Origin of the sequence: Alteromonas sp. CNT1-28, assembly GCF_022348345.1 — a bacterium.
In the GTDB taxonomy this organism is placed as follows: Bacteria; Pseudomonadota; Gammaproteobacteria; order Enterobacterales; family Alteromonadaceae; genus Alteromonas; species Alteromonas macleodii.
Map to the genome: position 1 here is coordinate 47767 of NZ_JAKREZ010000011.1, position 22940 is coordinate 70706.

General features: G+C 45.7%; 21 protein-coding genes. 14 read left to right on the forward strand and 7 right to left on the reverse strand.

Annotated elements, in window-relative coordinates; genetic code table 11:
• Positions 1 to 4: 4 nt before the first annotated feature.
• A complete protein-coding gene (locus tag MHN02_RS09455) occupies positions 5 to 721 on the reverse strand; it encodes a hypothetical protein (RefSeq protein WP_014950099.1) in 717 nt (238 codons plus the stop codon).
• A 118-nt stretch (positions 722 to 839) separates the two neighbouring features.
• Between MHN02_RS09455 and serB the strand changes: the two genes are divergently transcribed.
• Complete coding sequence (serB, locus tag MHN02_RS09460) at positions 840 to 1823, forward strand: phosphoserine phosphatase SerB (RefSeq protein ID WP_239245741.1); 984 nt, start codon at positions 840 to 842, stop codon at positions 1821 to 1823.
• Positions 1824 to 1994: 171 nt separating this feature from the next.
• Here the strand turns inward: serB and MHN02_RS09465 are convergent, their stop codons facing one another.
• Complete coding sequence (locus MHN02_RS09465; protein WP_039231636.1) at positions 1995 to 4520, reverse strand: PilZ domain-containing protein; 2526 nt, start codon at positions 4518 to 4520, stop codon at positions 1995 to 1997.
• 189 nt (positions 4521 to 4709) lie between these two features.
• Here MHN02_RS09465 and radA point away from each other — a divergent pair, with 189 nt between their 5' ends.
• Positions 4710 to 6077 (forward strand): DNA repair protein RadA, encoded by a 1368-nt coding sequence (gene radA, locus MHN02_RS09470; protein WP_014950096.1) that lies wholly within the window; start codon positions 4710 to 4712, stop codon positions 6075 to 6077.
• A 108-nt stretch (positions 6078 to 6185) separates the two neighbouring features.
• Here the strand turns inward: radA and MHN02_RS09475 are convergent, their stop codons facing one another.
• Positions 6186 to 6593 (reverse strand): PilZ domain-containing protein, encoded by a 408-nt coding sequence (locus tag MHN02_RS09475; protein ID WP_014950095.1) that lies wholly within the window; start codon positions 6591 to 6593, stop codon positions 6186 to 6188.
• Positions 6594 to 6803: 210 nt separating this feature from the next.
• The gene (gene ettA, locus MHN02_RS09480; protein ID WP_014950094.1) at positions 6804 to 8471 is read right to left on the reverse strand and encodes an energy-dependent translational throttle protein EttA; all 1668 of its coding nucleotides are present in this window, start codon (positions 8469 to 8471) and stop codon (positions 6804 to 6806) included.
• A gap of 417 nt (positions 8472 to 8888) precedes the next feature.
• Between ettA and lpxD the strand changes: the two genes are divergently transcribed.
• From lpxD to MHN02_RS09530, 10 genes are all read left to right on the forward strand, one after another.
• Complete coding sequence (lpxD, locus tag MHN02_RS09485) at positions 8889 to 9917, forward strand: UDP-3-O-(3-hydroxymyristoyl)glucosamine N-acyltransferase (protein WP_239241213.1); 1029 nt, start codon at positions 8889 to 8891, stop codon at positions 9915 to 9917.
• A 154-nt stretch (positions 9918 to 10071) separates the two neighbouring features.
• Positions 10072 to 11328, forward strand: coding sequence for a serine hydroxymethyltransferase (glyA, locus tag MHN02_RS09490; RefSeq protein ID WP_014950092.1), 1257 nt, complete (start codon positions 10072 to 10074; stop codon positions 11326 to 11328).
• A 98-nt stretch (positions 11329 to 11426) separates the two neighbouring features.
• Positions 11427 to 11876, forward strand: coding sequence for a transcriptional regulator NrdR (gene nrdR / locus MHN02_RS09495; RefSeq protein WP_012517538.1), 450 nt, complete (start codon positions 11427 to 11429; stop codon positions 11874 to 11876).
• Positions 11877 to 11926: 50 nt separating this feature from the next.
• The gene (gene ribD / locus MHN02_RS09500) at positions 11927 to 13066 is read left to right on the forward strand and encodes a bifunctional diaminohydroxyphosphoribosylaminopyrimidine deaminase/5-amino-6-(5-phosphoribosylamino)uracil reductase RibD (protein ID WP_239245743.1); all 1140 of its coding nucleotides are present in this window, start codon (positions 11927 to 11929) and stop codon (positions 13064 to 13066) included.
• Between the two features lie 20 nt (positions 13067 to 13086).
• Complete coding sequence (locus tag MHN02_RS09505) at positions 13087 to 13749, forward strand: riboflavin synthase (RefSeq protein WP_239245745.1); 663 nt, start codon at positions 13087 to 13089, stop codon at positions 13747 to 13749.
• Positions 13750 to 13769: 20 nt separating this feature from the next.
• On the forward strand, positions 13770 to 14870 hold the full coding sequence (gene ribBA / locus MHN02_RS09510) for a bifunctional 3,4-dihydroxy-2-butanone-4-phosphate synthase/GTP cyclohydrolase II (RefSeq protein WP_239245747.1): 1101 nt from the start codon (positions 13770 to 13772) through the stop codon (positions 14868 to 14870).
• Positions 14871 to 15113: 243 nt separating this feature from the next.
• Complete coding sequence (gene ribE, locus MHN02_RS09515; protein WP_014950088.1) at positions 15114 to 15587, forward strand: 6,7-dimethyl-8-ribityllumazine synthase; 474 nt, start codon at positions 15114 to 15116, stop codon at positions 15585 to 15587.
• A gap of 12 nt (positions 15588 to 15599) precedes the next feature.
• A complete protein-coding gene (nusB, locus tag MHN02_RS09520; RefSeq protein WP_012518940.1) occupies positions 15600 to 16022 on the forward strand; it encodes a transcription antitermination factor NusB in 423 nt (140 codons plus the stop codon).
• A gap of 48 nt (positions 16023 to 16070) precedes the next feature.
• Positions 16071 to 17036, forward strand: coding sequence for a thiamine-phosphate kinase (thiL, locus tag MHN02_RS09525; protein WP_014950086.1), 966 nt, complete (start codon positions 16071 to 16073; stop codon positions 17034 to 17036).
• A gap of 41 nt (positions 17037 to 17077) precedes the next feature.
• Positions 17078 to 17578, forward strand: a complete 501-nt coding sequence (locus tag MHN02_RS09530) for a phosphatidylglycerophosphatase A (RefSeq protein WP_014950085.1) — start codon at positions 17078 to 17080, stop codon at positions 17576 to 17578.
• Between the two features lie 135 nt (positions 17579 to 17713).
• Here MHN02_RS09530 and dxs read toward each other — a convergent pair whose 3' ends face one another.
• From dxs to xseB, 3 genes are read right to left on the reverse strand one after another with little or no spacing between them, the layout of a single operon-like run.
• Positions 17714 to 19594 (reverse strand): 1-deoxy-D-xylulose-5-phosphate synthase, encoded by a 1881-nt coding sequence (gene dxs / locus MHN02_RS09535; RefSeq protein WP_014976982.1) that lies wholly within the window; start codon positions 19592 to 19594, stop codon positions 17714 to 17716.
• Positions 19595 to 19626: 32 nt separating this feature from the next.
• Positions 19627 to 20517, reverse strand: a complete 891-nt coding sequence (locus tag MHN02_RS09540; RefSeq protein ID WP_014950084.1) for a farnesyl diphosphate synthase — start codon at positions 20515 to 20517, stop codon at positions 19627 to 19629.
• Positions 20518 to 20546: 29 nt separating this feature from the next.
• On the reverse strand, positions 20547 to 20789 hold the full coding sequence (xseB, locus tag MHN02_RS09545; RefSeq protein WP_014976981.1) for an exodeoxyribonuclease VII small subunit: 243 nt from the start codon (positions 20787 to 20789) through the stop codon (positions 20547 to 20549).
• A gap of 410 nt (positions 20790 to 21199) precedes the next feature.
• On the opposite strand from xseB, the gene pomA reads away from it, so the two are divergent.
• Together pomA and MHN02_RS09555 are read left to right on the forward strand one after the other, a co-directional pair.
• Positions 21200 to 21961, forward strand: a complete 762-nt coding sequence (pomA, locus tag MHN02_RS09550; protein WP_014950082.1) for a flagellar motor protein PomA — start codon at positions 21200 to 21202, stop codon at positions 21959 to 21961.
• On the forward strand, positions 21961 to 22890 hold the full coding sequence (locus MHN02_RS09555; protein WP_014976980.1) for a flagellar motor protein MotB: 930 nt from the start codon (positions 21961 to 21963) through the stop codon (positions 22888 to 22890). Before pomA ends, MHN02_RS09555 begins: the two co-directional genes overlap by 1 nt.
• Positions 22891 to 22940: the final 50 nt, after the last annotated feature.

The window sequence follows — 22940 nt, forward strand, 5'->3', positions numbered from 1 at the left end:
CTATCTAGCGCTTCTCTTTATTTCTTTTTGATTCGATTACCTGAATAAACCATGGGCGAGATTTATAAAAGGCCCGGGTTAGGTAAATACCTAGCATGAGCGCTAAAAAGACGAGAATACACGCAATAAGAGCAAGCTGGTAACGCAATGTCAGTGGACTCTCGAGGACAGCCTGCGTGTTCATGTGAATATTCACATAACCTAGTAAATTTTCATTATCGTCAGTGATAACGCCAACATAGGTTAGCGGCGTTACACTTTGCGACTGACTCATCGACACCACACTGGCAATTTGAGGCAAAGGAGCAATATACCTCCCGTCCTTATCAAACACAGACAAGGCAAGAATGTGTGGCTCGTCGACCAAAATAGAGGCGACACTTTCAATATACTCCCGTTGAGTGAGAGTATCAGATAGCGCGGAATCTACATTGTTCTCAGTTTCCTGATTCGAAAGTGCGTCAGCGATAAAGGCAGGTTGTAGCAGTTTTGCATACTGCCTTGCTATGCTCTCACCAGAGAAGCGAGTTTGCACGGTAAGCCAGTCGTTTTGGTATTGTTGGAATAACAGAAGCAATACCACTATCAAAGCAAACACCGCACTCACTACTATTGTGTGGAACAATCGCTTTAGAACTGTGTATAACGAATGCGAGTCATTCTTTGTTTGTGAAGCTGCTTTGCTTAGCCCGTCTACCAATTCGCTTTTCCATAAAGTCACGAGGGTTGCCTAACAGTAGGATAATTCGAAATAATTTAAAAGGAGATATTTTATTAGTTAGCCTAATTGGTTAGCATTAGAGCACCATTTGCCAATCACCGCAGTTTCTGTGTGCGTTATGAAAGACACTCTTCTTAATAATATCGATAATGACGATATCCATTTAGCTTCTTTTTTGTCTCATGTAGTTAGCAATAGTCACAACGACAGTGCGTATTCACATACGTTAACCGTTATTGGTCAAGCTGTAACACCTTATCTACTGCACAGCGTTTTAATTAAACTCAACGATGTGTTTACTCCTTCTAGCGCTGCTTTCCATCATTTACACAAGCAAATGGGGGATGATGTAATAGAAATTAGAGGTGCTTTGCAAAACACTGAACTTGAGCAGATTAAGCCACTGCTGGGCGACGTATCCAAGGCATATAATGTTGATGTTGGTTTGCAGGGCTCTCGCCCCTCATTGTCTGAGCCAGGACTACTGGTCATGGACATGGATAGCACTGTCATCGCGATTGAATGTATCGATGAAATAGCTAAATTGGCGGGTGTTGGCGAGCAGGTGGCAGAAGTTACCGCTAAGGCAATGCGTGGAGAAATTGCGTTTAATGATAGCTTAATGCATAGAGTGGCCTGCTTGGAAGGCGTGCCAGTTAGTCACCTTAATCAAATTCGTGACAGCATACCTATCATGCCCGGCATTCAAGCCTTGCTTACTCACTTGAAACAGCATAATTGGAAATTAGCGATCGCTTCAGGTGGGTTCACCTTTTTCGCTGACCACCTAAAAGCAAGGCTTGGACTCGATTTTGCCATTTCTAACACGCTTGCGGTGAAAAACGAGCAGCTGACTGGAAAAGTAGAGGGTGAAATTGTCAATGCAGACGTTAAGGCGCGAACCGTAAACGCCCTTGCCGAGAAGTGGCAAATTCCAGCCAAACAAACCGTTGCTATGGGGGATGGGGCTAACGATTTGGTCATGATGGCTGAATCAGCGCTTGGCGTGGCGTGTCACGGTAAGCCATTGGTTAATGAAAAGGCGGATGTGGCAATCCGCATTGGCAGTTTACATAGCCTTCTGTATTTTCTAGACAAGTAGTTAACGAGAGTCTGTAATACAAGCGCTAGTTTAGGAGCAATAAAACTAGCGCTTCACACTTTATCGATTACCTTTCACCAGCCACAAGTTTCCAAAGTCTTGTGATTAAAATCCTCCCGTGATGGGTTTTAACCTACGGGCTCATTTAAATTGATAGGCTTTGCGATTTCACTACGCGTTGCGCGCAATAGCTTTAGGTTGAACCGCACTTTTTAACGTTTTATTGGCCGTGATGTCTTCCACTGTAAAGCCGTATCTTATAAGTACTTCATCTGTGACATCGACTAGGTGAGAGCACGCTGCAATACTCCACATTTTCTTCTCTAGCTCACGGGCCCTGTGCATGGCGTACATGGTGACGTAATTAATTTCCGTTTGCAGCATGGTCATGTCTGGCTTGCCGGTTGTGGTTAGCATGACATGAATAGCTACGAACTGGCCGCGAACCATAGCTTCTCTAATAAACGCTCGGCGCTGCTCGTTATTTTCGAATTTATCGGAATAGCGAGGAATGATCGCCATTCGTGGCTCTTTTTGTGATGCATCGAATGAGATAAATAATTCCTGTCGCAACGGCATATTTTCAAGCTTAACGGCCTTAATGCCACTTTGTACAAAAGGTATATCTTGTTTTCGGTCTCTAAAGAGAAATTCTAAATTCACTTGACCACGTTCGGCGTATTGCGTGGTTAGCGTGGTTATGCGTTCGTCCTGCTTTCCGACAATACAAGCCTGTGGAGTGTAGCGAACACCTTCCTTACTCATTAAGAAGGATAGGGAAGTAGCGTTTCGCGCATTAATACAACGAAGCGCCTGTCCCATGCCTGGTACTTCTTCTTCGTCGTTCTCTACTTTAAGGCTGCCTTTGTTCTTTTTAATCAGTTCTTCAAAGAAGTTTCTAGCACTTTTGCCTTCGTCGCCCGGCATAGTTTTTAAATGAAGAATGTTCTTGTCGACGTTGTGATAAATGATTTCGTATTGCAAATGCATGACATCAAAGGAACTGGCAATTTCTTGCAGACGAGGGAAGGCGACTTCTACTTTGCCCTCTAAATTACCTTTATATTCTTTGCTCAACTCTATACGAAGTCCAAGTCCATGCACCGAAATATCTTCGCTGATCCCTTTGTGCACCAGTTCTTCATTATTGAAGCGAGCTTCAATTTGGGTTCTCAGCTGATAGCGACTTTCAATGCGTTGCTCTTCATATTTAAACCTGACAACCTGAACATTCGAAGGAGCGCGATTGCGCGGATGCCCAAAATTTCGCAGATGAGAGAGGTTTTCTCGATTAAACTTAAACTCGTTGTAGGTCTCTTGCCCTGTTACTGAGGTTACATCGGTTACGTGTGCCAAGAATCGCAGGTTTTTCAGCTTTGACATTAGTCGAGCCGATGGCGGAGTGTTCAGTTTTTTAACTTTATTACCTACAGAATCCGGAATGGAAAGCGGAATATGGGCCTGCTCAGGGTCAACCTCTGTTAAGGTTATTTTAAATACCCGCCAACTCGCTTTTTTAGAGCCAAACCCTAAAAATACTCGGGTTAGTACGTCTTTTTGCAAGAGTTCCTCGTAAGACGCTGAGTAAAAGTAGACCTTGTCGTTCTGCAAATGAGTAAAACTAAATACGAAAATCTCTCTTACTTCTTCTGACTTCTGCAATAAGCGCATAAGCCTTTCCTGGGTGAGTAAGAAGTTCAATCGACAGTTATCGTCTTCGTCTTGCCAATACTGCACGGTTTCGCGGTTCACTTCGTTAACCATAGCAAACCGGGGAACCAGCGTTTTATTAATGACGTCTATATACACCGGCAGCGTGGGGCTACGCGGCGAAAAGTACTGCTCACAAATTTTACTGGTAATCGCCTCAATCGTATTACTCATATTAACTTTATATCGGCGTTTATTGCCGTGTATAAAGCTTTCTAAGAATTTGTCGAATGCGGGGCTTGGCTTTTCTTTATCTCGTTGCAAGGCAAGATAGTTAACATCGTTTTTAGTTATTATCTTTACGAGCTTATATGCAATGCCATTCTTTTTGTCCATGGCAAATTCATTCTCTAAGCCCCTAAAGAATATAAACAGCGTTTCTCCTTTTTTGAAAAACGCGTCTTTAGAGAGTTTTACCTGCAAGCCTTCAAGAGATATATCAACACTCAAACCGCGCATTGATTGATTGGCGCTATTGAATAATTCTACCGCCACAGCGAAGTTCATGCGTTCAGCGTTGCGCTGTCTGTAATCAAGCAAGTTTACGGTAGGAACTTTAAACTGCTCCAATACTGCTGAGCGCTTTTTGAGTTCAGGATTTTCTTTATCAGCGCGTTCTTGTGCGAGTTCTTTTTCGCGCATTAAGCGAAAGTTGTTTTCGGTGTTTTGTACCGCTTCGTAAACACCGTAAGTATATCGGCCAAATACCCTCAACTGCTCTTCAAACTTGTCAACAGCGACGTCATCCATGTAATGGCTACGTCCTTCGTGTACATATTTATTGCACTTTCCGTCAACATGACCACGCAAGTCTATGGTGCGCATACAGGGTTTGGCTAGGCGTTTCACTTCCATTTTGATGAGGAAGCGCTTTTCTTTCGGCACATCAGATGCAGTTTGAAGCAATACCTGGTTAAACTCAGGCTCATTAACCATGGGCTTTAGCTGTTCAATAATATCAGCATATTGCTTTAAATCTTGACTCATGAATGCGCAACTTTGTTGTTTAGTATCATTATTTTAGTTGTTATCGGCAAATCAGCAAAACTCATTAACCCCTAAAATCGTTATACTTTTGTACCGTTTTACCGAAGGAGAACTGACCTTAGGTTTGTGCTTAATTCACCGTTGTTAAGTGTTAGAATACTCTTTTTAAGCAATGGATAAAACTGGAATATGGCAAAACGTAAAACTGCTTATGTGTGTTCTGACTGCGGTGCAGAGTTCCCTCGCTGGCAAGGTCAATGTTCGGAGTGTAAAGCGTGGAATACGATAAGTGAGTTTGTGGTTGCAAGTGCCAAAAGTGTCGCACGCCAAACCACGTCAGGCTATGCTGGGCAAACCGCTGCCAAAATTGAGACATTAAATGCAATAGATCTCGAATCACTACCGCGATTCTCGTCAACATTTAAAGAGCTAGATAGAGTGTTAGGGGGCGGAATAGTCCCTGGGGCAGCTATGTTAATCGGTGGCTCGCCAGGAGCGGGAAAGAGTACGCTTCTGCTTCAAGTAATGTGTCAGATGGCAAAAAGTGAAACCGCGCTTTATGTCACGGGGGAAGAGTCGCTTCAGCAAGTCGCTATGCGAGCAAAGCGCTTAAATCTACCTGACGACAAGCTGATGATGTTAGCCGAAACAAACGTGGAAACTATCTGCGATTTAGCGCTTACGAAAAAGCCTAAAATTATGGTTATCGACTCTATTCAGGTGATGCACGTGTCAGACGTTCAGTCTGCGCCAGGCAGTGTGTCGCAAGTACGAGAAAGCGCGGCGTATTTAACGCGCTTTGCCAAGCAAAATCATATTGCTATGTTCATTGTTGGCCATGTAACAAAAGACGGTAACTTGGCGGGTCCGAAAGTTCTTGAGCACTGTATCGACAGCTCTATGATGCTAGAAGGAGAAAGTGATGGTCGCTACCGTACGCTTCGAAGTCATAAAAACCGCTTTGGTGCGGTAAATGAGCTCGGCGTGTTTGCCATGACAGAAAAAGGCCTTAAAGAGGTAAGCAACCCATCGGCCATATTCTTAAGTCGAGGTGACAATGAAACGCCAGGGTCTAGCGTTATGGTTATCTGGGAGGGCACCCGCCCGTTACTTGTAGAAATACAGGCGTTGGTAGACTATTCGCAGATGTCGAACCCAAGGCGAATCGCTGTAGGGTTGGATCAGAACCGTTTGTCTATGCTGCTCGCGGTTTTGCATCGCCATGGCAATGTGCAAATGAACGATCAAGACGTTTTTGTCAACGTGGTAGGCGGTGTAAGAGTATCAGAGACCAGTGCAGACTTAGCCTTATTATTGGCCATGATTTCAAGCTTTAGAAATCGCTCACTGCCCAGAGATTTAATTGTATTCGGCGAAGTCGGGCTAGCCGGCGAGATTCGCCCGGTTCCTAACGGAACGGAACGCATTATCGAGGCGGCGAAACATGGTTTTAAGCGGGCGATCGTGCCAAAAGCCAATGCGCCTAAGCAAGCCATTAATGGTATGAAAGTGGTGCCGGTAGCGCGCTTATCTGAGGCGTTAGACGCGCTTGAGTAATGCGGAAGGCTCAACATTTAAGTAAAGTGTTGACGGTGCCTGTTAAATTGAAAGGCCTATTAAATGGGCCTTTCCTGCATTAAACGAGTGAAACGCGTTTTTTAAAGGTTAATGTGGCGCCTGATAAACCGCATCAACTAATGCATTCAGGTCTTTCTCTTCAATACTGGCGTCGTCGCTGTTTAAAGTAATTAAACGACGAAGGGCGCTAATGCTGTCTACATCCATTCGCTCAACTTTACAGCCTAATGAAACCCGTTCTTTTCTACTGTCGGCATGACGATACAACTGCGAAATAGAAAGGGTTATTACAGGACTGTCTTCATTTGCTTGGAAGGTAGCAGTGTAAGGGTCGTGACTGTCAAAAGGTAAGTGTGACAACGCCGTTTCGGTAGCTTGAAGTTTAATGCCTTGAAGCGATACGTCGCTGACTACCACATCAATACTAACGTCATTGTGTGCCAGTGTGCCATTTACATTCAGTGACACCCGTTGAAATTGGCGCTTATCCGTCATTTTTCAAATACCCAGTTATCATTAACGCTGTTATATCAGTCCGCGTAGATAATTGCCCACTGAGTGGGTAATGACCTATGCGGACTGGTATTAGTATTGGCTAATTTGCGTGGGTTCGCAATGAAAAGCGAACAAATAAAAAAGCCGCTATCAGCGATAGCGGCTTTAGGCGTAAAGCAGAGATACAGATCTTACATCTCTGAATTTGTGTTATTTAGACATACGCTTATATTTAAGGCGGTGCGGTTCAACCACATCTTGTCCAAATTCTTGCTTCAACCAGCTTTCGTAGTCTGAGTAGTTACCTTCGAAGAAGTTGATGTTACCTTCATCGCGGTAATCCATAATGTGTGTTGCTACACGGTCTAGGAACCAACGGTCGTGCGAGATAACCATGGCACAGCCTGGGAACTCCAACAACGCGTTTTCCAAGGCGCGAAGTGTTTCTACGTCTAGGTCGTTGGTTGGCTCATCCAGTAGCAATACGTTACCGCCTGCTTTAAGCAGTTTCGCAAGGTGAACACGGTTACGCTCACCACCTGACAAGTCTTTGATGAACTTCTGCTGGTCGGTGCCTTTAAAGTTAAAACGGCTGCAGTAGGCGCGGCTGTTAATTTCAAAGTTACCAATGCGAATGATATCTTGTTCGTCAGAAATTTCTTTCCACACGGTATTGTTTTCGTTCATGTGGTCGCGGAACTGTTCTACCGCAGCAATTTGAACGGTTTCACCTAAATCGATGGTGCCTGAATCAGGTTGCTCAGCACCGGTAAGCATTCTGAACAAGGTTGATTTACCCGCGCCGTTAGGGCCTACGATACCTACAATGGCACCCTTTGGTACTTTAAACGTTAAGTCGTCGATAAGTACGCGATCGCCATACGACTTTTTAAGGTTGCTTACTTCAATAACCTTGTCACCTAAGCGTTCACCTGGTGGAATGAAAAGCTCATTGGTTTCATTACGCTTTTGGTAATCGCTGGTAGATAGTTCTTCAAAGCGGGCCATACGAGCTTTACTTTTAGCATGACGTCCTTTCGGGTTTGAGCGTACCCACTCAAGTTCCTGTTTCATGCTCTTCATCCGCGCCGTTTCGGTACGCTCTTCTTGCTCAAGTCGGTTTTCTTTTTGCTCCAACCAAGAAGAGTAGTTACCTTCCCACGGAATACCTTCACCACGGTCAAGTTCTAAAATCCAACCTGCAACGTTATCAAGGAAGTATCTATCGTGGGTAATAGCGACTACCGTACCTTCATAATCGTGAAGGAAACGCTCTAGCCATGCGACTGATTCTGCGTCTAAGTGGTTAGTGGGTTCGTCTAGAAGCAACATTTCAGGCTTTTCTAGAAGTAGGCGGCACAGCGCTACACGGCGGCGTTCACCACCAGATAGTTTGCTAACGTCCGCATCCCACGCTGGAAGGCGAAGGGCATCAGCAGCACGCTCTAATGCATTTTCTAAGTTGTGGCCATCTTTGGCTTGAATAATAGCTTCTAACTCGCCCTGCTCTTTAGCAAGGGCGTCAAAATCAGCGTCTGCTTCTGCATAAGCTGCATATACTTCATCTAGGCGAGTTAATGCGTGTTTAACGTCGGCGACGGCTTCTTCGATATTGCCGCGAACATCTTTTGTTTCATCAAGCTGAGGCTCCTGAGGAAGGTAGCCCACTTTTAAGCCCGGTTGAGGGCGCGCTTCACCTTCAATATCGGTATCTACGCCAGCCATAATGCGAAGTAAGGTTGATTTACCTGCACCGTTTAGGCCTAGCACACCAATTTTGGCGCCTGGGAAAAAGCTAAGTGAGATATTTTTTAGAATGTGTCTATTAGGTGGGACGATTTTGCCCACGCGATGCATACTGTAAACGTATTGAGCCATGCTCTATCCTCGCTGAAAAAGCGGTGAAAAATAATAAAGTCCTAATTGGGCGTATTCTACTCGTAAGAGGGTAGTTTATGCTAGAGCCTGTTGACCTTTGATGTACAGAAAAGGTCAATAGGCCCTTGTCACTTATGCTCGGCGTTTTTCGTGCTTGATGAAAATTTGAGCGCTCATTTTAAAAAGTTTGATTTATGCGTCGGTTGATGAGGCGATTTAAGGTAAACTTGGTTTCATTATAAAGGGTAAGCGTGTGCTTTCTGGGGAGTTTGTAGCCACCAGATATAGCCTAAAAGCGTTAGACTCAAAACCAGAGCCTGTAGGATTGTTTCGCGATTAAAAGGGTTTCCAACTAAACCTAAATTTCTACAGTAAAAGTCAACAGGTTCTATCGATATCTCTGAACAGGTAATTTAAATGACTGCTATGAATAAACGCACATACAGTTTGGATGAGCTTGCTAAGCACGTGAATGGGGAAGTGCAGGGTGATGGAAATATCACGATATCTGCAGTAGGTACGTTATCTGGTGCAGCATCGCACCAAATTTCGTTTCTAACAAATCCTAAATACAAGCCGCAGTTAAAAGATACTCAGGCTGGTGCGGTAATTCTGCACAAAAACTTAAAAGATGATAGCCCAGTTCCAGCGTTGGTTGTGGCAAACCCTCATGCAGCGTTCGCCCTCATCGCTCAGTTGTTTGATACTACCCCAGCGGTAGCGACAGGTATTGCTGATACAGCGGTTATTGCGCCATCTGCCCGCATCGGCAGTGATGTATCGCTAGGCCACAATGTAATCATTGAAGAGAACGTGGTTTTAGGCGATAGAGTTACTGTAGGCGCGAATACGGTTATTCGTAGAGGTACCCATATTGGTGAAGGCTGTACCATTCACCCGAATGTAACTATCTATCATGACGTTGTGATTGGTAAGCGCGTGACAATTCATAGCCAAACAGTTATTGGTGCGGCAGGCTTTGGTTACGCAAACGATAAAGGCGTTTGGATCCCTATTCCACAAACAGGGTCGGTTCGCATTGGTGACGACAGTCAGATTGGCGCAAGCAGCAGCATTGACCGCGGCGCCATGGAAGATACGATTTTAGGCACTAACGTTATTATCGATAACCAAGTACAAATTGGCCACAACTGTATTATTGGTGATCACTCTTGTATTTGCGGCGCTACAGGTATTGCTGGTAGCTGTCATATCGGCAAGCACGTTATTATCGGTGGTGGAGTGGGCATTAATGGCCACATTAGCATTTGCGATAATGTTCAGGTGACTGGCTATACCATGATTGTACAAGATATCACTGAACCGGGCGTTTATTCTTCTGGCCAGCCAGCACAAACCAACCGTGACTGGCGCAAAAATACGGTTCGCCTTGCCAAAATTGGTAGTTTATTTGACCGTGTTAAGGCCTTAGAAAAACAGGTCTGATCTCGCGCTGGCGCAGGTATTTCGTTAAACCTGCGCCATTTATATTAATTTGGTCACAAAGCGGTATACAAGCCCCCGAAAATGACTAGAATATGGCTCGAATTTGAGCAATCAGTGCGTAACGCCATATAAAAACCGCAGTTAAGGAGCCCCCATGTTTTCTCGCGAAATGAATATAGCCGACTTCGATCCTGAATTAGCCGATGCAATGTCTAAAGAGGTTGAGCGTCAAGAACATCACATAGAGCTAATTGCCTCTGAGAACTACTGTAGCCCACGTGTAATGGAAGCACAGGGTTCGCAGCTTACTAACAAGTACGCGGAAGGCTACCCAGGCAAGCGTTACTACGGTGGTTGTGAGCACGTAGACGTTGTTGAACAACTTGCTATCGATCGTGCAAAAGCACTATTTGGTGCAGACTACGCGAACGTTCAACCGCACGCTGGTTCACAAGCTAACTCTGCCGTATTCATGGCACTACTTGACGCAGGCGATACGGTATTGGGAATGAGCCTTTCTGAAGGTGGTCACCTTACTCACGGTTCACACGTAAACTTCTCTGGTAAAACCTACAATGCTGTTCAGTATGGTCTGAACAAAGAAACCGGTGAAATCGATTACGCTCAGGTTGAGGCACTTGCTAAAGAGCACAAGCCGAAAATGATTATCGGTGGTTTCTCTGCGTATTCTGGCATTGTTGATTGGGCAAAATTCCGTGAAATCGCTGATAGCGTTGGCGCTTACTTGCTCGTAGATATGGCGCACGTAGCAGGTCTTGTAGCAGCGGGCGTTTATCCAAATCCGCTTCCTCACGCTCACGTGGTAACAACGACTACTCATAAAACCCTTGCTGGCCCACGTAGTGGTTTAATCCTTTCTTCATGCGGCGATGAAGCGATTTACAAAAAGCTAAACAGCTCGGTATTCCCAGGCAACCAAGGTGGCCCTCTTTGCCACGTGATCGCAGCTAAAGCGGTTGCATTCAAAGAAGCACTACAGCCAGAATTTAAAGTGTATCAGCAGCAGGTTGTTGCAAATGCGAAAGCTATGGTTTCTGTAATGCAAGAGCGTGGTTATAACATCGTTTCTGGCGGTACTGACAACCACTTGTTCCTTCTTGACCTTATCGACAAGGACATTACCGGTAAAGATGCTGACGCAGCACTTGGTGCCGCAAATATTACGGTAAACAAAAACTCAGTGCCAAATGACCCGCGTTCACCATTTGTAACCAGCGGTCTTCGTATTGGTAGCCCAGCGATTACTCGCCGTGGTTTCAAAGAAGAACAAGCTAAGCAAGTTGCGACATGGATTTGCGACATTCTAGATAACATGGGCGATGAGTCTGTTATCAAACGTGTTCAAGACGAAGTGGTTGCACTTTGCGCACAATTCCCTGTTTATAAATAAATAGGTTTGTGTTTTATTGCGTACTTTGGTACTAATGCTGGACTAACTAGTCTAGGTTCAATTTAGATACCTAAGTACGCAATATTTAAGGATTATTCATGTTTTGCCCGTTTTGTTCAGAACAAGAAACAAAAGTCATTGATTCTCGTTTGGTTGCAGAAGGGCAACAGGTGCGTAGACGCCGTGAATGTATGGTGTGTCACGAGCGCTTCACGACCTTTGAAAGTGCCGAACTCGTGATGCCTCGCGTTATTAAACGCGATGGTTCTCGTGAACCGTTTAACGAAGATAAACTTCGTGCAGGCTTGCAACGCGCACTCGAAAAGCGCCCTGTGAGCACAGAAAAAGTTGAACAATGTATCCTCTCACTTAAGTCACAGTTGCGCGCAACCGGTGAACGTGAAGTGAGCAGTGAACTGCTCGGCAACCTAATTATGAAAGCCCTCAAAGAACTCGATAAAGTTGCTTATGTCCGGTTCGCCTCCGTTTATCGCTCTTTCGAAGATATTCGTGAATTCGGAGAAGAGATTGCACGATTAGGAGATTAAGTCGGCGACATCTCAAACATCAGACACTTAGGGCTACAACAGGAATCCAAGTGAACCACGATACGGTTAAAAACGATTATTTTTGGATGGCAAAAGCCATTCAGCTTGCCCAACAAGGGCGTTTTACCACTTCTCCTAACCCTCGCGTAGGCTGTGTAATTGTTGACGAAAACAATCAATTGCTTGGTCAGGGATATCACATTCAAGCTGGCACACCCCATGCCGAAGTGCATGCATTAAGACAAGCATCTAACGCACGTCCGCAGGGCGCAAAGGGCGCGACGGCATACGTTACACTTGAACCTTGTAGTCATTTTGGTCGCACACCGCCTTGCGCTGTTGCCTTGGTAGAAGCAAAGGTAGCGCGTGTTGTTATTGCTATGACCGACCCGAATCCAAACGTATGCGGTAACGGTATTAGCATTCTGCAGGAAGCAGGCATTGAAGTGGTAAGCGAAGTGATGGCTGCTGAGGCCGCAGCGCTAAACCCTGGGTTTATTAAACGCATGCTTACCGGTAAGCCCTTTGTTCGCGTGAAATTAGGCATTAGCCTAGATGGAAAAATAGCCCTTCAAAATGGGGTAAGTCAGTGGATTACTGGTGCAGAAGCAAGGCGGGATGTGCAACAGTATCGTGCACAAAGTTGCGTAGTATTGACGGGTTCGGGTACGGTACAAGCTGATAATCCTAGCCTCTTAGTTCGTGAAAAAGAGGCTCAGTTTGAAAAGTATCCACTAGATCATATCCGCCAGCCAGCACGTGTGGTTGTAGATAGCAAAAGTAAGCTTAGTAGAGACTACACACTTTTTAACGACGGCAATATTACGATCACGGCGACGTCACAGGCTCACCCAGACACCGCTACTCAGCACTATCTCCAACTGGACGAAAAAGACGGTAAACTCAATTTACATTCGCTAATGTCAGCACTAGGCGATAAGCAATATAATGAAGTGTGGGTGGAAGCAGGCCCAGGCCTTGCCGGTGCATTATTGCAAGAAGGGCTGGTGGATGAACTTATTTGCTACCAAGCGCCTAAGCTTTTAGGTGATAAGGGAGTCAGTATGGTTAATTTACCCGCATTCACGTCGCTAAATGAATGTATTTCGCTTTCGCTTATTGAAAATCGTCAAGTGGGTAACGATATTAAGCTTATCTTCCGTCCTGATGTTAGCAACACCCGTGGTTAACGCGATTAAAGAGGAACTTTATGTTTACTGGAATTATTCAAGCGCTCGGTACAATTAAAAAGCTTGATAACCGAGGCAATGATATTCGACTTACCGTTTCATCGCCTACGCTTGATATGTCTGATGTCGCACTCGGCGACAGTATTGCGACCAATGGTGTTTGCTTAACAGTTACCGATATGGGCCCCGATTATTATTGTGCAGATGTGTCGGCAGAGACTATCAAATTAACGGGTTTTGCACATTACAGCGCAGGCTCAACGGTGAATCTTGAGAAAGCGATGCGTCCAAGCGACCGCTTAGGTGGTCATATCGTTTCCGGTCACGTTGATGGTGTAGGCGAAGTTACACAAATTATTAAGCACTTAGACTACGTAGAGTTTTGGGTAAAAGCGCCAGAAGCCTTGGCTAAATATATTGCGCATAAAGGTAGTATCACCGTTGATGGTATCAGCTTAACTGTTAACGAAGTTAATGGCGCAGAATTTATGCTTTGGATCATTCCTCATACATTGCAAGAAACCATTATGGGGAGCTATAAGGTGGGCACAGCGGTAAACCTAGAGGTTGATGTTATTGCGCGCTATTTAGAGCGATTGATGTTGGGCGACAAAGCCGCCGAGCCAAAAAGCAAAGGCATTGACATGGCATTTCTTGCCGAGAACGGATTTTTAAGAAAATAACCCTACAAGAAGCACACAACATGGCATTTAACACTACACAAGAAATTATTGAAGACATTCGCCAAGGTAAAATGGTTATCTTGATGGATGACGAAGACAGGGAAAATGAAGGCGATTTGATAATGGCGGCTGAGCATGTGACGCCAGAAGCCATTAACTTTATGGTTACCCACGCTCGCGGCTTGGTGTGTTTACCAATGACGCAAGAGCGCTGTCGCACCCTGAATCTTCCGCTTATGGTGGATAAAAACGAAGCACAGTTTTCTACCAACTTCACTGTGTCTATTGAAGCGGCAACCGGCGTGACCACAGGCATTTCGGCGGCAGATCGCGCAACAACCATTAAAGCTGCTGTAGCGAAAGACGCGAAAGCGACAGACATTGTACAGCCGGGTCATATTTTTCCGCTAATTGCTAAAGACGGTGGCGTGTTAAACCGCGCAGGTCACACTGAAGCTGGTGTAGATTTACCGCGTTTGGCAGGGTTAGAACCTGCTGGGGTTATTGTAGAAATCCTCAATGAAGACGGCACTATGGCCCGCCGCCCTGAGCTAGAAAAGTTTGCGGCAAAACATAACCTCAAAATCGGCACTATTGCTGATTTAATTGAATATCGCAATCTCAACGAAACCACCATTCAGAAAGTTGCTCAATGCAGCATGCCAACCGAGTATGGTGAATTCGAGCTGCACACGTTTAAGGACAGCATCGACAATCAGCTTCATTTCGCACTTAAAAAAGGCGAGATTAAAGAAGACGAGCCGACACTTGTGCGTGTGCACCTTCACAATACCTTTAGTGATCTTCTTGGCTCTACCCGCGGTATTCATCGCTCTATGACGCTAGCAGATGGCATGCGCAAAATTTCAGAAGAGGGGGGCGTATTGGTGCTGTTAGGTAAAGAAGAGCATATTGAAAGTCAGGTACGCCGCTTTGCCGCAGAAGACCGAGGCGAGCGCCCGACTGGCGCTGACTGGCAGGGATCGTCACGCACTATTGGTGTAGGCAGTCAAATTCTAGCATCAATGGGCGTACACAAAATGCGTCTTCTTAGTAAACCAATTAAATATCACGCACTTTCAGGTTACGGCCTTGAAGTAGTGGAGTACGTGCACGACTAGTACTTAGCTGTAGGGCGGAGCTAAAGTGGAGAGGGAGTGCTCGTCGCAAACACGCGGTGAATACATCCTTGTACGCTCCGCCACCGCATCCATGCGGTGGAGGGTTTGCGACAAGCACTCCCTTCCCACATTGAGTTAAGCTGACGTACCCGTTTACGAATAGTTGAAGTTAAAGAAACAATCGATTTAGTTTGGGCGCAGTTGTGGTATACTTCGCGCCGTTTTTTCTCGAGGAATGAATCCATGCAGGTAATTGAAGGTAATATCAGAGCAACCGGTAAGAAATTTGCTATCGTTGTATCACGCTTTAATAGCTTTGTAGTTGAAAGCTTACTTGAAGGTGCACTAGATACACTAGAGCGTCACGGTGAAGTGAGTGATGACGATATCACGTTAGTACGTGTACCTGGTGCTTACGAGTTACCTGTAGTAGCTAAGAAATTAGCTGAGAAAAAGTCATTTGACGCCATCATCGCACTAGGTGCGGTTATTCGTGGTGGTACGCCACACTTTGATTTTGTAGCAGGCGAATGTAACAAAGGTCTTGCGCAAGTTTCTCTTGAATACGGTGTACCCGTATCATTTGGCGTAATTACAACAGATTCAATTGAACAGGCTATCGAGCGTTCAGGAACCAAAGCGGGCAACAAAGGTGCAGAAGCTGCACTTGGTGCGCTGGAAATGGTTAACGTTATCGATGCTGTTGAAAAGCTTTAAGGTAAACATTAAGTGAAAGTTTCAGCTCGTCGTAAAGCCCGTGAACTCGCTCTGCAAGGCGTGTATTCATGGCAAATGAGTCACAACGATATTCAGCAGGTTGAACTGGCGCTAGCCACCAGTAACGACATGCAAAAGGTAGATATGGCGTATTTCCAAGCTCTGCTTCGCGGTGTTGCACACAACGCAAGTAAGCTTGATGCGACCATCAAGCCTTACCTTGGCCGTTTGCCTGAAGAGTTAGACGCTATTGAAAAAGCAATCTTGCGCATTGCGACGCTGGAACTGACCGAGCGCATTGACGTCCCTTACCGCGTAATTATTAATGAGGCGATTGAGCTTGCTAAAGCATTTGGTGCTGAAGAAAGTCACAAGTTCATTAATGGTGCACTGGACAAAGCAGTGCGCACATTGCGCAAAGACGAGCGCGACTAACCTTACCGTGGCGGCATGGACTGCCGCTAAAAGGGTTTAAAAATTACCGTGAAAGAATTTGATCTTATCGGCCGCTACTTTTCAAACAGCGGCCACAAACGCAAAGACGTTGTTATTGGTATTGGTGATGACTGTGCTGTAACAACGGTTCCTGAAAACCAACAGCTTGCCGTTACCACAGATACCCTGGTTGCAGGTGTGCACTTTTTGAAAGACGCACCGGCGAAGTCTGTTGCGTATAAAACAGTGGCGGTAAACTTAAGCGACCTTGCCGCAATGGGCGCAGAGCCAGCGTGGATTAGCTTATCTCTGTCATTACCGGAAGTGGACGAAGCTTGGCTAGATGACTTTGTTTCGGGCCTTTATGAGCTAACTCAGTACTATTCTGTACAGCTTATCGGTGGCGATACGGTTAAAGGCCCAATGGCGTTCACGATTACAGCTCAAGGCTTCATACCGCCAGGTTCTGAGCTAACGCGTAGCGGCGCTAAGCCAGGTGATTGGCTTTATGTCACGGGAACGCTTGGTGACGCAGGTGCAGGTTTAGACATCCTGCAAAATAAGCTGAGTGTAAGCGGTGAAGCGAAAGATGTCTTGGTAAATCGTCATTACTTCCCAACTCCTCGCGTAGCGGTGGGCACAGCTATCCGACGTATTGCAACGTCGTGCATTGATATCTCTGATGGTTTAATTTCAGATTTAGGTCATATCCTAAAAGCGTCTAATTGCGGTGCAAATGTTCATGTAGAGCGTTTACCGTTGTCACGAGCATTAACAAGCGCGGTTACACCAGAGCAAGCTATCGAATACGCGCTGTCTGCAGGCGATGACTATGAGCTTATCTTCACTGTAAGTGAAGAGCAGCGCGGAAGTCTTGAAACCTCGTTGGCAAGCACAAACGTGAAAGCCACATGTATTGGCCAATTAACCGGTCATAACGGCACACTTTCATTGCTCAAAGACAACGAAAAGTACACACCTGTTAACGTGTCAGGTTACGAGCACGCCTTTTAGGCGGCCTATTTGTCCGACAAAAGCAATAAAAAGGAAAAAGCATGCAGGCTGAGTTTCGCGCTAGAGTGAGTATGAAAAATCCCGTGCATTTTCTCGCACTAGGCTTTGGCAGTGGACTTATTCCTTTCATGCCGGGAACCTTTGGCTCACTTGCTGCGTTGCCCCTACTTATTGCCTGTAGCCAGATTTCCCTAATTTCCTTTATCGCGCTTACGCTGATATTCTCAGTTGTAGGCATTTACCTGTGTGGCAAGACTGCTGACGATATGCAGGTTCACGATCATGGCTCTATAGTGTGGGATGAAATAGCGGGCATGTTTGTGACCTTTCTGTTTGTACCTATTTCAGCGTCCTCTTTACTTGTAGGCTTTGTTCTATTCAGGCTTTTCGATATCTTGAAGCCTTGGCCAATAGGTATCATAGATAAGCGCTTACACGGCGGTACAGGCATTATGCTTGATGATCTTATCGCTGGCGCCATGGCATGCGGTTGTCTACATTTACTAATAGCGTTTTGGCCTGCCGCATTGGCTTTGTTTTAATTCATTACGAATATTCGCCGCCATTTTGTTAGACTTACCTCAAAGGAAAGCCAGTTGACGGTGAGCAAACTATTTACGAAAAAGCCCGCAAAATAGCGGGCTTTTTAATGTCTTAGTAATGATTTTAAAGCTTAATTAGTTAGCGCTTAAACTGCTAGCCGCCGCAATAATACCTTCAGCATCTAAGCCGTGCTCTTTGTACATTTCCTGCTGAGTGCCTTGCAATATAAAGCTATCAGGCAGCCCTAACATCTTCACCGCTTTTAATACGCCATTTTGCTGTAGGTGTTCAAGCACCGCACTGCCAGCTCCCCCCATAATACAGCCGTCTTCCAACGTAATAAGTGCACTGTGCTCACTGGCAGCTTTTAATACTGCGTCGCCGTCTAACGGCTTAATGAAACGCATGTCGATAACGGTAGCGTCAATCGCCTCTGCAGCTTCAAGCGCGTAGGGCAGTAGGCAGCCAAAGTTTAAAATGGCGATACTTTCAGACTTGCCTTTTGATGATTCTCGACACGTACGAGATTTACCAATCTCAAGCTCTGTCATAGCTTCGTCAGGGGTGACACCCATGCCAGCACCGCGAGGGTAACGAACAGCAGCTGGTTTTTGTAGCTTGTGACCCGTGTAGAGCATTTGACGACATTCATTTTCATCTGAAGGCGCCATAACCACCATATTCGGAATACAGCGAAGGAAAGCGATATCAAACGCCCCCTGGTGAGTAGGGCCGTCTGCGCCAACAATACCGGCTCTATCAATGGCAAACAATACGGGTAAGTCTTGAATCGCCACATCGTGAATGAGCTGGTCATAGGCGCGCTGCAGGAACGACGAATAAATAGCAACAACCGCATTCATACCGTCTTTGGCAAGGCCTGCGCCAAAGGTCACCGCGTGCTGTTCAGCAATCGCAACATCGAAATACTGCTCTGGAAAACGCTGAGAAAACTCAACCATGCCTGAACCTTCGCGCATGGCTGGCGTTACCGCCATTAGCTTAGGGTCTTGTGCCGCCATATCACACAGCCATTTCCCAAAGATTGCAGAGTAGGTAGGGGCTGAAGGCTTAGATTTTGGCAAAGCGTTGTCAGCCGGATTGAATTTTGGTACCGCGTGGAACTTGATAGGGTCTTCTTCAGCAACCGCGTAACCTTTACCTTTCTTGGTGACTACGTGAAGTAGCTGCGGGCCGTCAAACTTGCGCATATTGCGTAGCGTATCGACAACACCATTTACGTCGTGGCCATCGATAGGGCCAATGTAGTTAAAGCCAAGCTCTTCAAATATCGTGCCCGGGACAACCATGCCTTTAATGTGTTCTTCTGCACGGCTGGCAAACTCCTTAATAGGAGGTACATTGCTTAGCAGCTTTTTGCCGCCATCGCGTATAGAGTTGAAAAAGTTGCCTGTAAGCAAGCGAGCTAAGTGACTGTTCAACGCACCTACGTTTTCAGAAATAGACATTTCGTTGTCGTTAAGTACAACTACCATGTCTTTCTTGATATCACCAGCGTGATTAAGGGCTTCAAACGCCATACCAGCGGTCATAGCACCGTCGCCAATTACCGCTACAACCTTTCTGTTTTTGCCTTCTTTTTCGGCAGCCACAGCCATGCCCAGCCCTGCACTAATCGATGTAGACGAATGACCAACTGCAAAGGTGTCGTAGTCGCTCTCAGGCGGCCATGGGAAAGGGTGCAGACCATTCTTTTGGCGAATGGTGCTCATGCGCTCTGCACGACCTGTAAGGATTTTGTGCGGATAAGCTTGGTGACCTACATCCCACAGCAGTCGATCGAAGGGGGTGTCGTACACATAGTGCAAAGCGACGGTCAGTTCCACTGTGCCTAAACCAGATGCAAAGTGCCCACTAGTTTGGCTTACGCTGTTAAGTAAGTACTCACGCAACTCATCGGCGAGCTCGCGTAATTTGTCTTGGGGCAACTGCCTCAATTTATCGGGTGTTTGCGCAAGCGCAAGCGTTGGGTAATGTTGGAGATCTAAACTCATGTACTTATTATCTTTTTCAACATGGCGCGTGGCTAATGGTCGCGTTTTACCAAAAGCTCGCTAAACGCAATTAAACTGTCAGTATTGTAGGGTAAACGCGCCAATGCTTGAAGTGCATTATCGTGAAGCATTTCTAATTCTTGTTTAGCGCCTGTAATACCAAGTTTGGCTGGAAAGGTATTTTTCCCTAACGCTTCGTCTGACCCCGCGGGCTTACCTAATTTTTCGCTACTGCCTTCCACATCTAAAATATCGTCTTGAACTTGGAAAGCTAGCCCAATATCCGCGGCATAAGCCATTAAGTCAATTTTAGTTTGAGGCAGTAAGCCTTCACTAACAATGGCGACCATTTCTACGCAGGCTTTTAACAATGCACCGGTTTTCAATCTATGCAGCTGTTTTAGTTCTTCTAGCGAGATGGTTTTGCCGGTGCTGGCTAAATCGATAGCTTGCCCACCGCACATACCTATGTAACCCGCACTTTTCGCAAGTACAGACAGTAACTGGCTACGCTTTGTTTCAGCATACGTGCTTAATGGAGCATCAGCTAACACTGTAAATGCAAGTGCCTGCAGCGCATCGCCAGCTAAAATAGCGGTAGCCTCATCAAAGGCAATATGGCAGGTTGGCATACCGCGGCGCAAGTCGTCGTCGTCCATGGCTGGTAAATCGTCGTGGACTAACGAGTAGGCGTGCACACATTCAATGGCCATACTAATAGCCATTTGGTCTTTTTTGGGCACGTCTAGGGTGTTACCTACTACTTGAACAAGTAGTGGCCGCATCCGTTTACCGCCAGCAAGTAAGGCGTGACGCATTGCGTCTTTCAAGCGCGGCGCGTAATCGGGTAATTCGTCAATTAATGTAAGAAGAGATGCATCAGTTTGCTGTTTAACTTGCTGATGCAAAGCAGAAAAATTCATAGATTGCCTGTTAGTTAAAAATGAACGATTTATGGCTGTTCACTTTCAGGAAGAGGGTGGAGCGTTTCTTCGCCTTGTTCACTGAGCAGTATCTTTACTTTTTGCTCGGCGTTTTCAAGAGATTGTTGGCCTTGGCGGGAAAGTGCTATACCGCGCTCAAATTTTTCTAGTGCTTTATTAAGAGGCAGATCACCGCTTTCCATTTCGTTAACGATAGCTTCTAGTTCTGATAAAGTTTCTTCAAAAGACGCTGATGCTTTTTCTGTCGTCATAAAAACACTCAATATAGTGGCCAAAATACGTGTACCGCGCACATTAACCGAGGGTTGCACAAGGGTCAAATGGTTTGTCCGTATATCGCCTATATCACAGTAACATAGCTTTTTTTTCATCCAGTTCAAAAGGCAACATACAAGCAAATTGTGCTATATTCGATGCAGGGTTCACTAACCTTTCAGAAGTAACCGTGTTATTTACTGTGAAGGAAAAAGTAAGGCGCTGAAAAAGCGCTAGGTATTTTAGTTTAGAAAAAAGACAAAGCTGCGCTTTTGCATAGAACCTACTTCATAATAAACAAATAAATGTGATATTTTTCAATAATGTCGTTTTAGTATTTCTATCTTTTGCCGATAGGGTATTTGTACACTAACAGCACTGACTGCGCATAAATGGGGAAGAGTGAGTGGATTTAGCAACCGTCATAGGTATGTTGGGCGCCATTGGTTTCATAGTTATGGCTATGATTCTGGGCGGCAGCTTGGGCATGTTCATCGACGTGCAATCAATACTTATTGTATTCGGGGGAACACTATTTGTTGTCCTATCTCAGTTTACGTTGGGCCAATTCTTCAGTGCGGGTAAAGTTGCTGGCAAAGCATTCATGTTCAAAATTGAAACGCCTGAAGAGCTTATCGAGAAGATTGTTGAAATGGCAGACGCTGCGCGAAAAGGCGGGTTTCTGGCACTAGAAGAAGCGGAAATTTCAAATGAGTTCATGCAAAAAGGTGTGGACATGCTGGTTGACGGCCACGACATTGAAGTGGTGAGAGAAACGTTAGCTAAAGATATTTCTATGACAACGGAAAGGCATGAGTTCGGCGCTTCTATATTTAAAGGAATGGGTGACGTAGCACCAGCGATGGGTATGATTGGTACTTTGATCGGTCTGGTTGCCATGCTTTCAAACATGGATGACCCTAAAGCCATCGGCCCTGCTATGGCGGTAGCGCTATTAACCACGCTTTATGGTGCCTTTTTTGCCAACGTCGTGTGTTTGCCAATTGCCTTTAAACTGGCGGTAAGAGCCGGTGAAGAGAAGTTAAACCAGAGTCTTGTTCTTGACGGTATTGTGGGTATAGCCGATGGCCAGAACCCACGTGTTATCGAAGGGGTATTAAAGAACTACCTTGCGGCGAGTAAACGCGGAAGCGCAGAGGAAGAGTAATGGCCGAAGAAGAATGCCCAAAATGTCCCCCCGAGGGGCTTCCAGCCTGGATGGGAACCTTCGCAGACCTGATGTCGTTGCTTATGTGCTTCTTTGTACTGCTACTTTCGTTTTCGGAAATGGACGTACTGAAGTTTAAACAAATTGCGGGCTCTATGAAGTTTGCTTTTGGTGTGCAAAATAAAATTGAAGTAAAAGATATTCCAAAGGGTACCAGTGTTATTGCAATGGAGTTTCGACCTGGCAAGCCTGACCCTACGCCTATTGAGTCCATTCAGCAGCAAACCAACGAAATGACCCAACAAATGCTGGAATTTCAGGCTGGTAACGAAGACTCTGCCGGCGGAAGGCAGAAGCAGCGCGGCGAGCAGCGTGGCGGACAATCTCAACAAACGGCTACAGAATCGTCTTCATCGGCTGAACAAAGCACCGATCAGTCGCAAATGGCTGAACTGATGAAAAAAGTGGCTCAGCAGCTCGAAAAACAAATTCTAGATGGTTCGGTGGAAATGGAATCGTTGGGTCAGCAGTTAACCATTCGAATCCGTGAAAACGGTTCCTTTTCGGCGGGCTCGGCCTTTTTGCAGCCCCAATTCCAACCGGTGTTGAGAAAAATAGGTACGCTGTTGGCGGATGTGCCTGGAGAAATCGAAATTTCAGGGCACAGTGACGGCCAGCATATTGCTAATGAACTCTATCGTTCTAATTGGGACTTGTCAGCGCAGCGCGCTGTAGCGGTCGCTGAAGCCATGCGGACCGCGCCAGGGTTTGACGAAAGTCGTATGTCGGTAGTGGGTAAGGCAGATACCGATCCAATTGTAGAAAATGCCACTACACCTTCAGACCGAGCGCAAAATCGTCGCGTTGAAATTAATATTAATCAGGGTAAGCCAATGCTGTCTAAGCCTATATCAGTTGTAGATGAGTAGTGCTTTGACCTAGTGTCAGCTTCAAACAAGAAAGCGGCGCCAAAAGGGCG

Excerpts from the sequence above, each read along its gene's own strand:
- serB (WP_239245741.1), top strand. The coding sequence starts at position 840 with ATGAAAGACACTCTTCTTAATAATATCGATAATGACGATATCCATTTA.
- radA (WP_014950096.1), top strand. The coding sequence starts at position 4,710 with ATGGCAAAACGTAAAACTGCTTATGTGTGTTCTGACTGCGGTGCAGAG.
- ribBA (WP_239245747.1), top strand. The coding sequence starts at position 13,770 with ATGGCATTTAACACTACACAAGAAATTATTGAAGACATTCGCCAAGGT.
- dxs (WP_014976982.1), bottom strand. The coding sequence starts at position 19,594 with ATGAGTTTAGATCTCCAACATTACCCAACGCTTGCGCTTGCGCAAACA.
- xseB (WP_014976981.1), bottom strand. The coding sequence starts at position 20,789 with ATGACGACAGAAAAAGCATCAGCGTCTTTTGAAGAAACTTTATCAGAA.
- MHN02_RS09475 (WP_014950095.1), bottom strand. The coding sequence starts at position 6,593 with ATGACGGATAAGCGCCAATTTCAACGGGTGTCACTGAATGTAAATGGC.
- lpxD (WP_239241213.1), top strand. The coding sequence starts at position 8,889 with ATGACTGCTATGAATAAACGCACATACAGTTTGGATGAGCTTGCTAAG.
- MHN02_RS09540 (WP_014950084.1), bottom strand. The coding sequence starts at position 20,517 with ATGAATTTTTCTGCTTTGCATCAGCAAGTTAAACAGCAAACTGATGCA.
- ettA (WP_014950094.1), bottom strand. The coding sequence starts at position 8,471 with ATGGCTCAATACGTTTACAGTATGCATCGCGTGGGCAAAATCGTCCCA.
- nrdR (WP_012517538.1), top strand. The coding sequence starts at position 11,427 with ATGTTTTGCCCGTTTTGTTCAGAACAAGAAACAAAAGTCATTGATTCT.
- MHN02_RS09465 (WP_039231636.1), bottom strand. The coding sequence starts at position 4,520 with ATGAGTCAAGATTTAAAGCAATATGCTGATATTATTGAACAGCTAAAG.
- MHN02_RS09555 (WP_014976980.1), top strand. The coding sequence starts at position 21,961 with ATGGCCGAAGAAGAATGCCCAAAATGTCCCCCCGAGGGGCTTCCAGCC.
- MHN02_RS09505 (WP_239245745.1), top strand. The coding sequence starts at position 13,087 with ATGTTTACTGGAATTATTCAAGCGCTCGGTACAATTAAAAAGCTTGAT.
- MHN02_RS09530 (WP_014950085.1), top strand. The coding sequence starts at position 17,078 with ATGCAGGCTGAGTTTCGCGCTAGAGTGAGTATGAAAAATCCCGTGCAT.
- ribE (WP_014950088.1), top strand. The coding sequence starts at position 15,114 with ATGCAGGTAATTGAAGGTAATATCAGAGCAACCGGTAAGAAATTTGCT.
- glyA (WP_014950092.1), top strand. The coding sequence starts at position 10,072 with ATGTTTTCTCGCGAAATGAATATAGCCGACTTCGATCCTGAATTAGCC.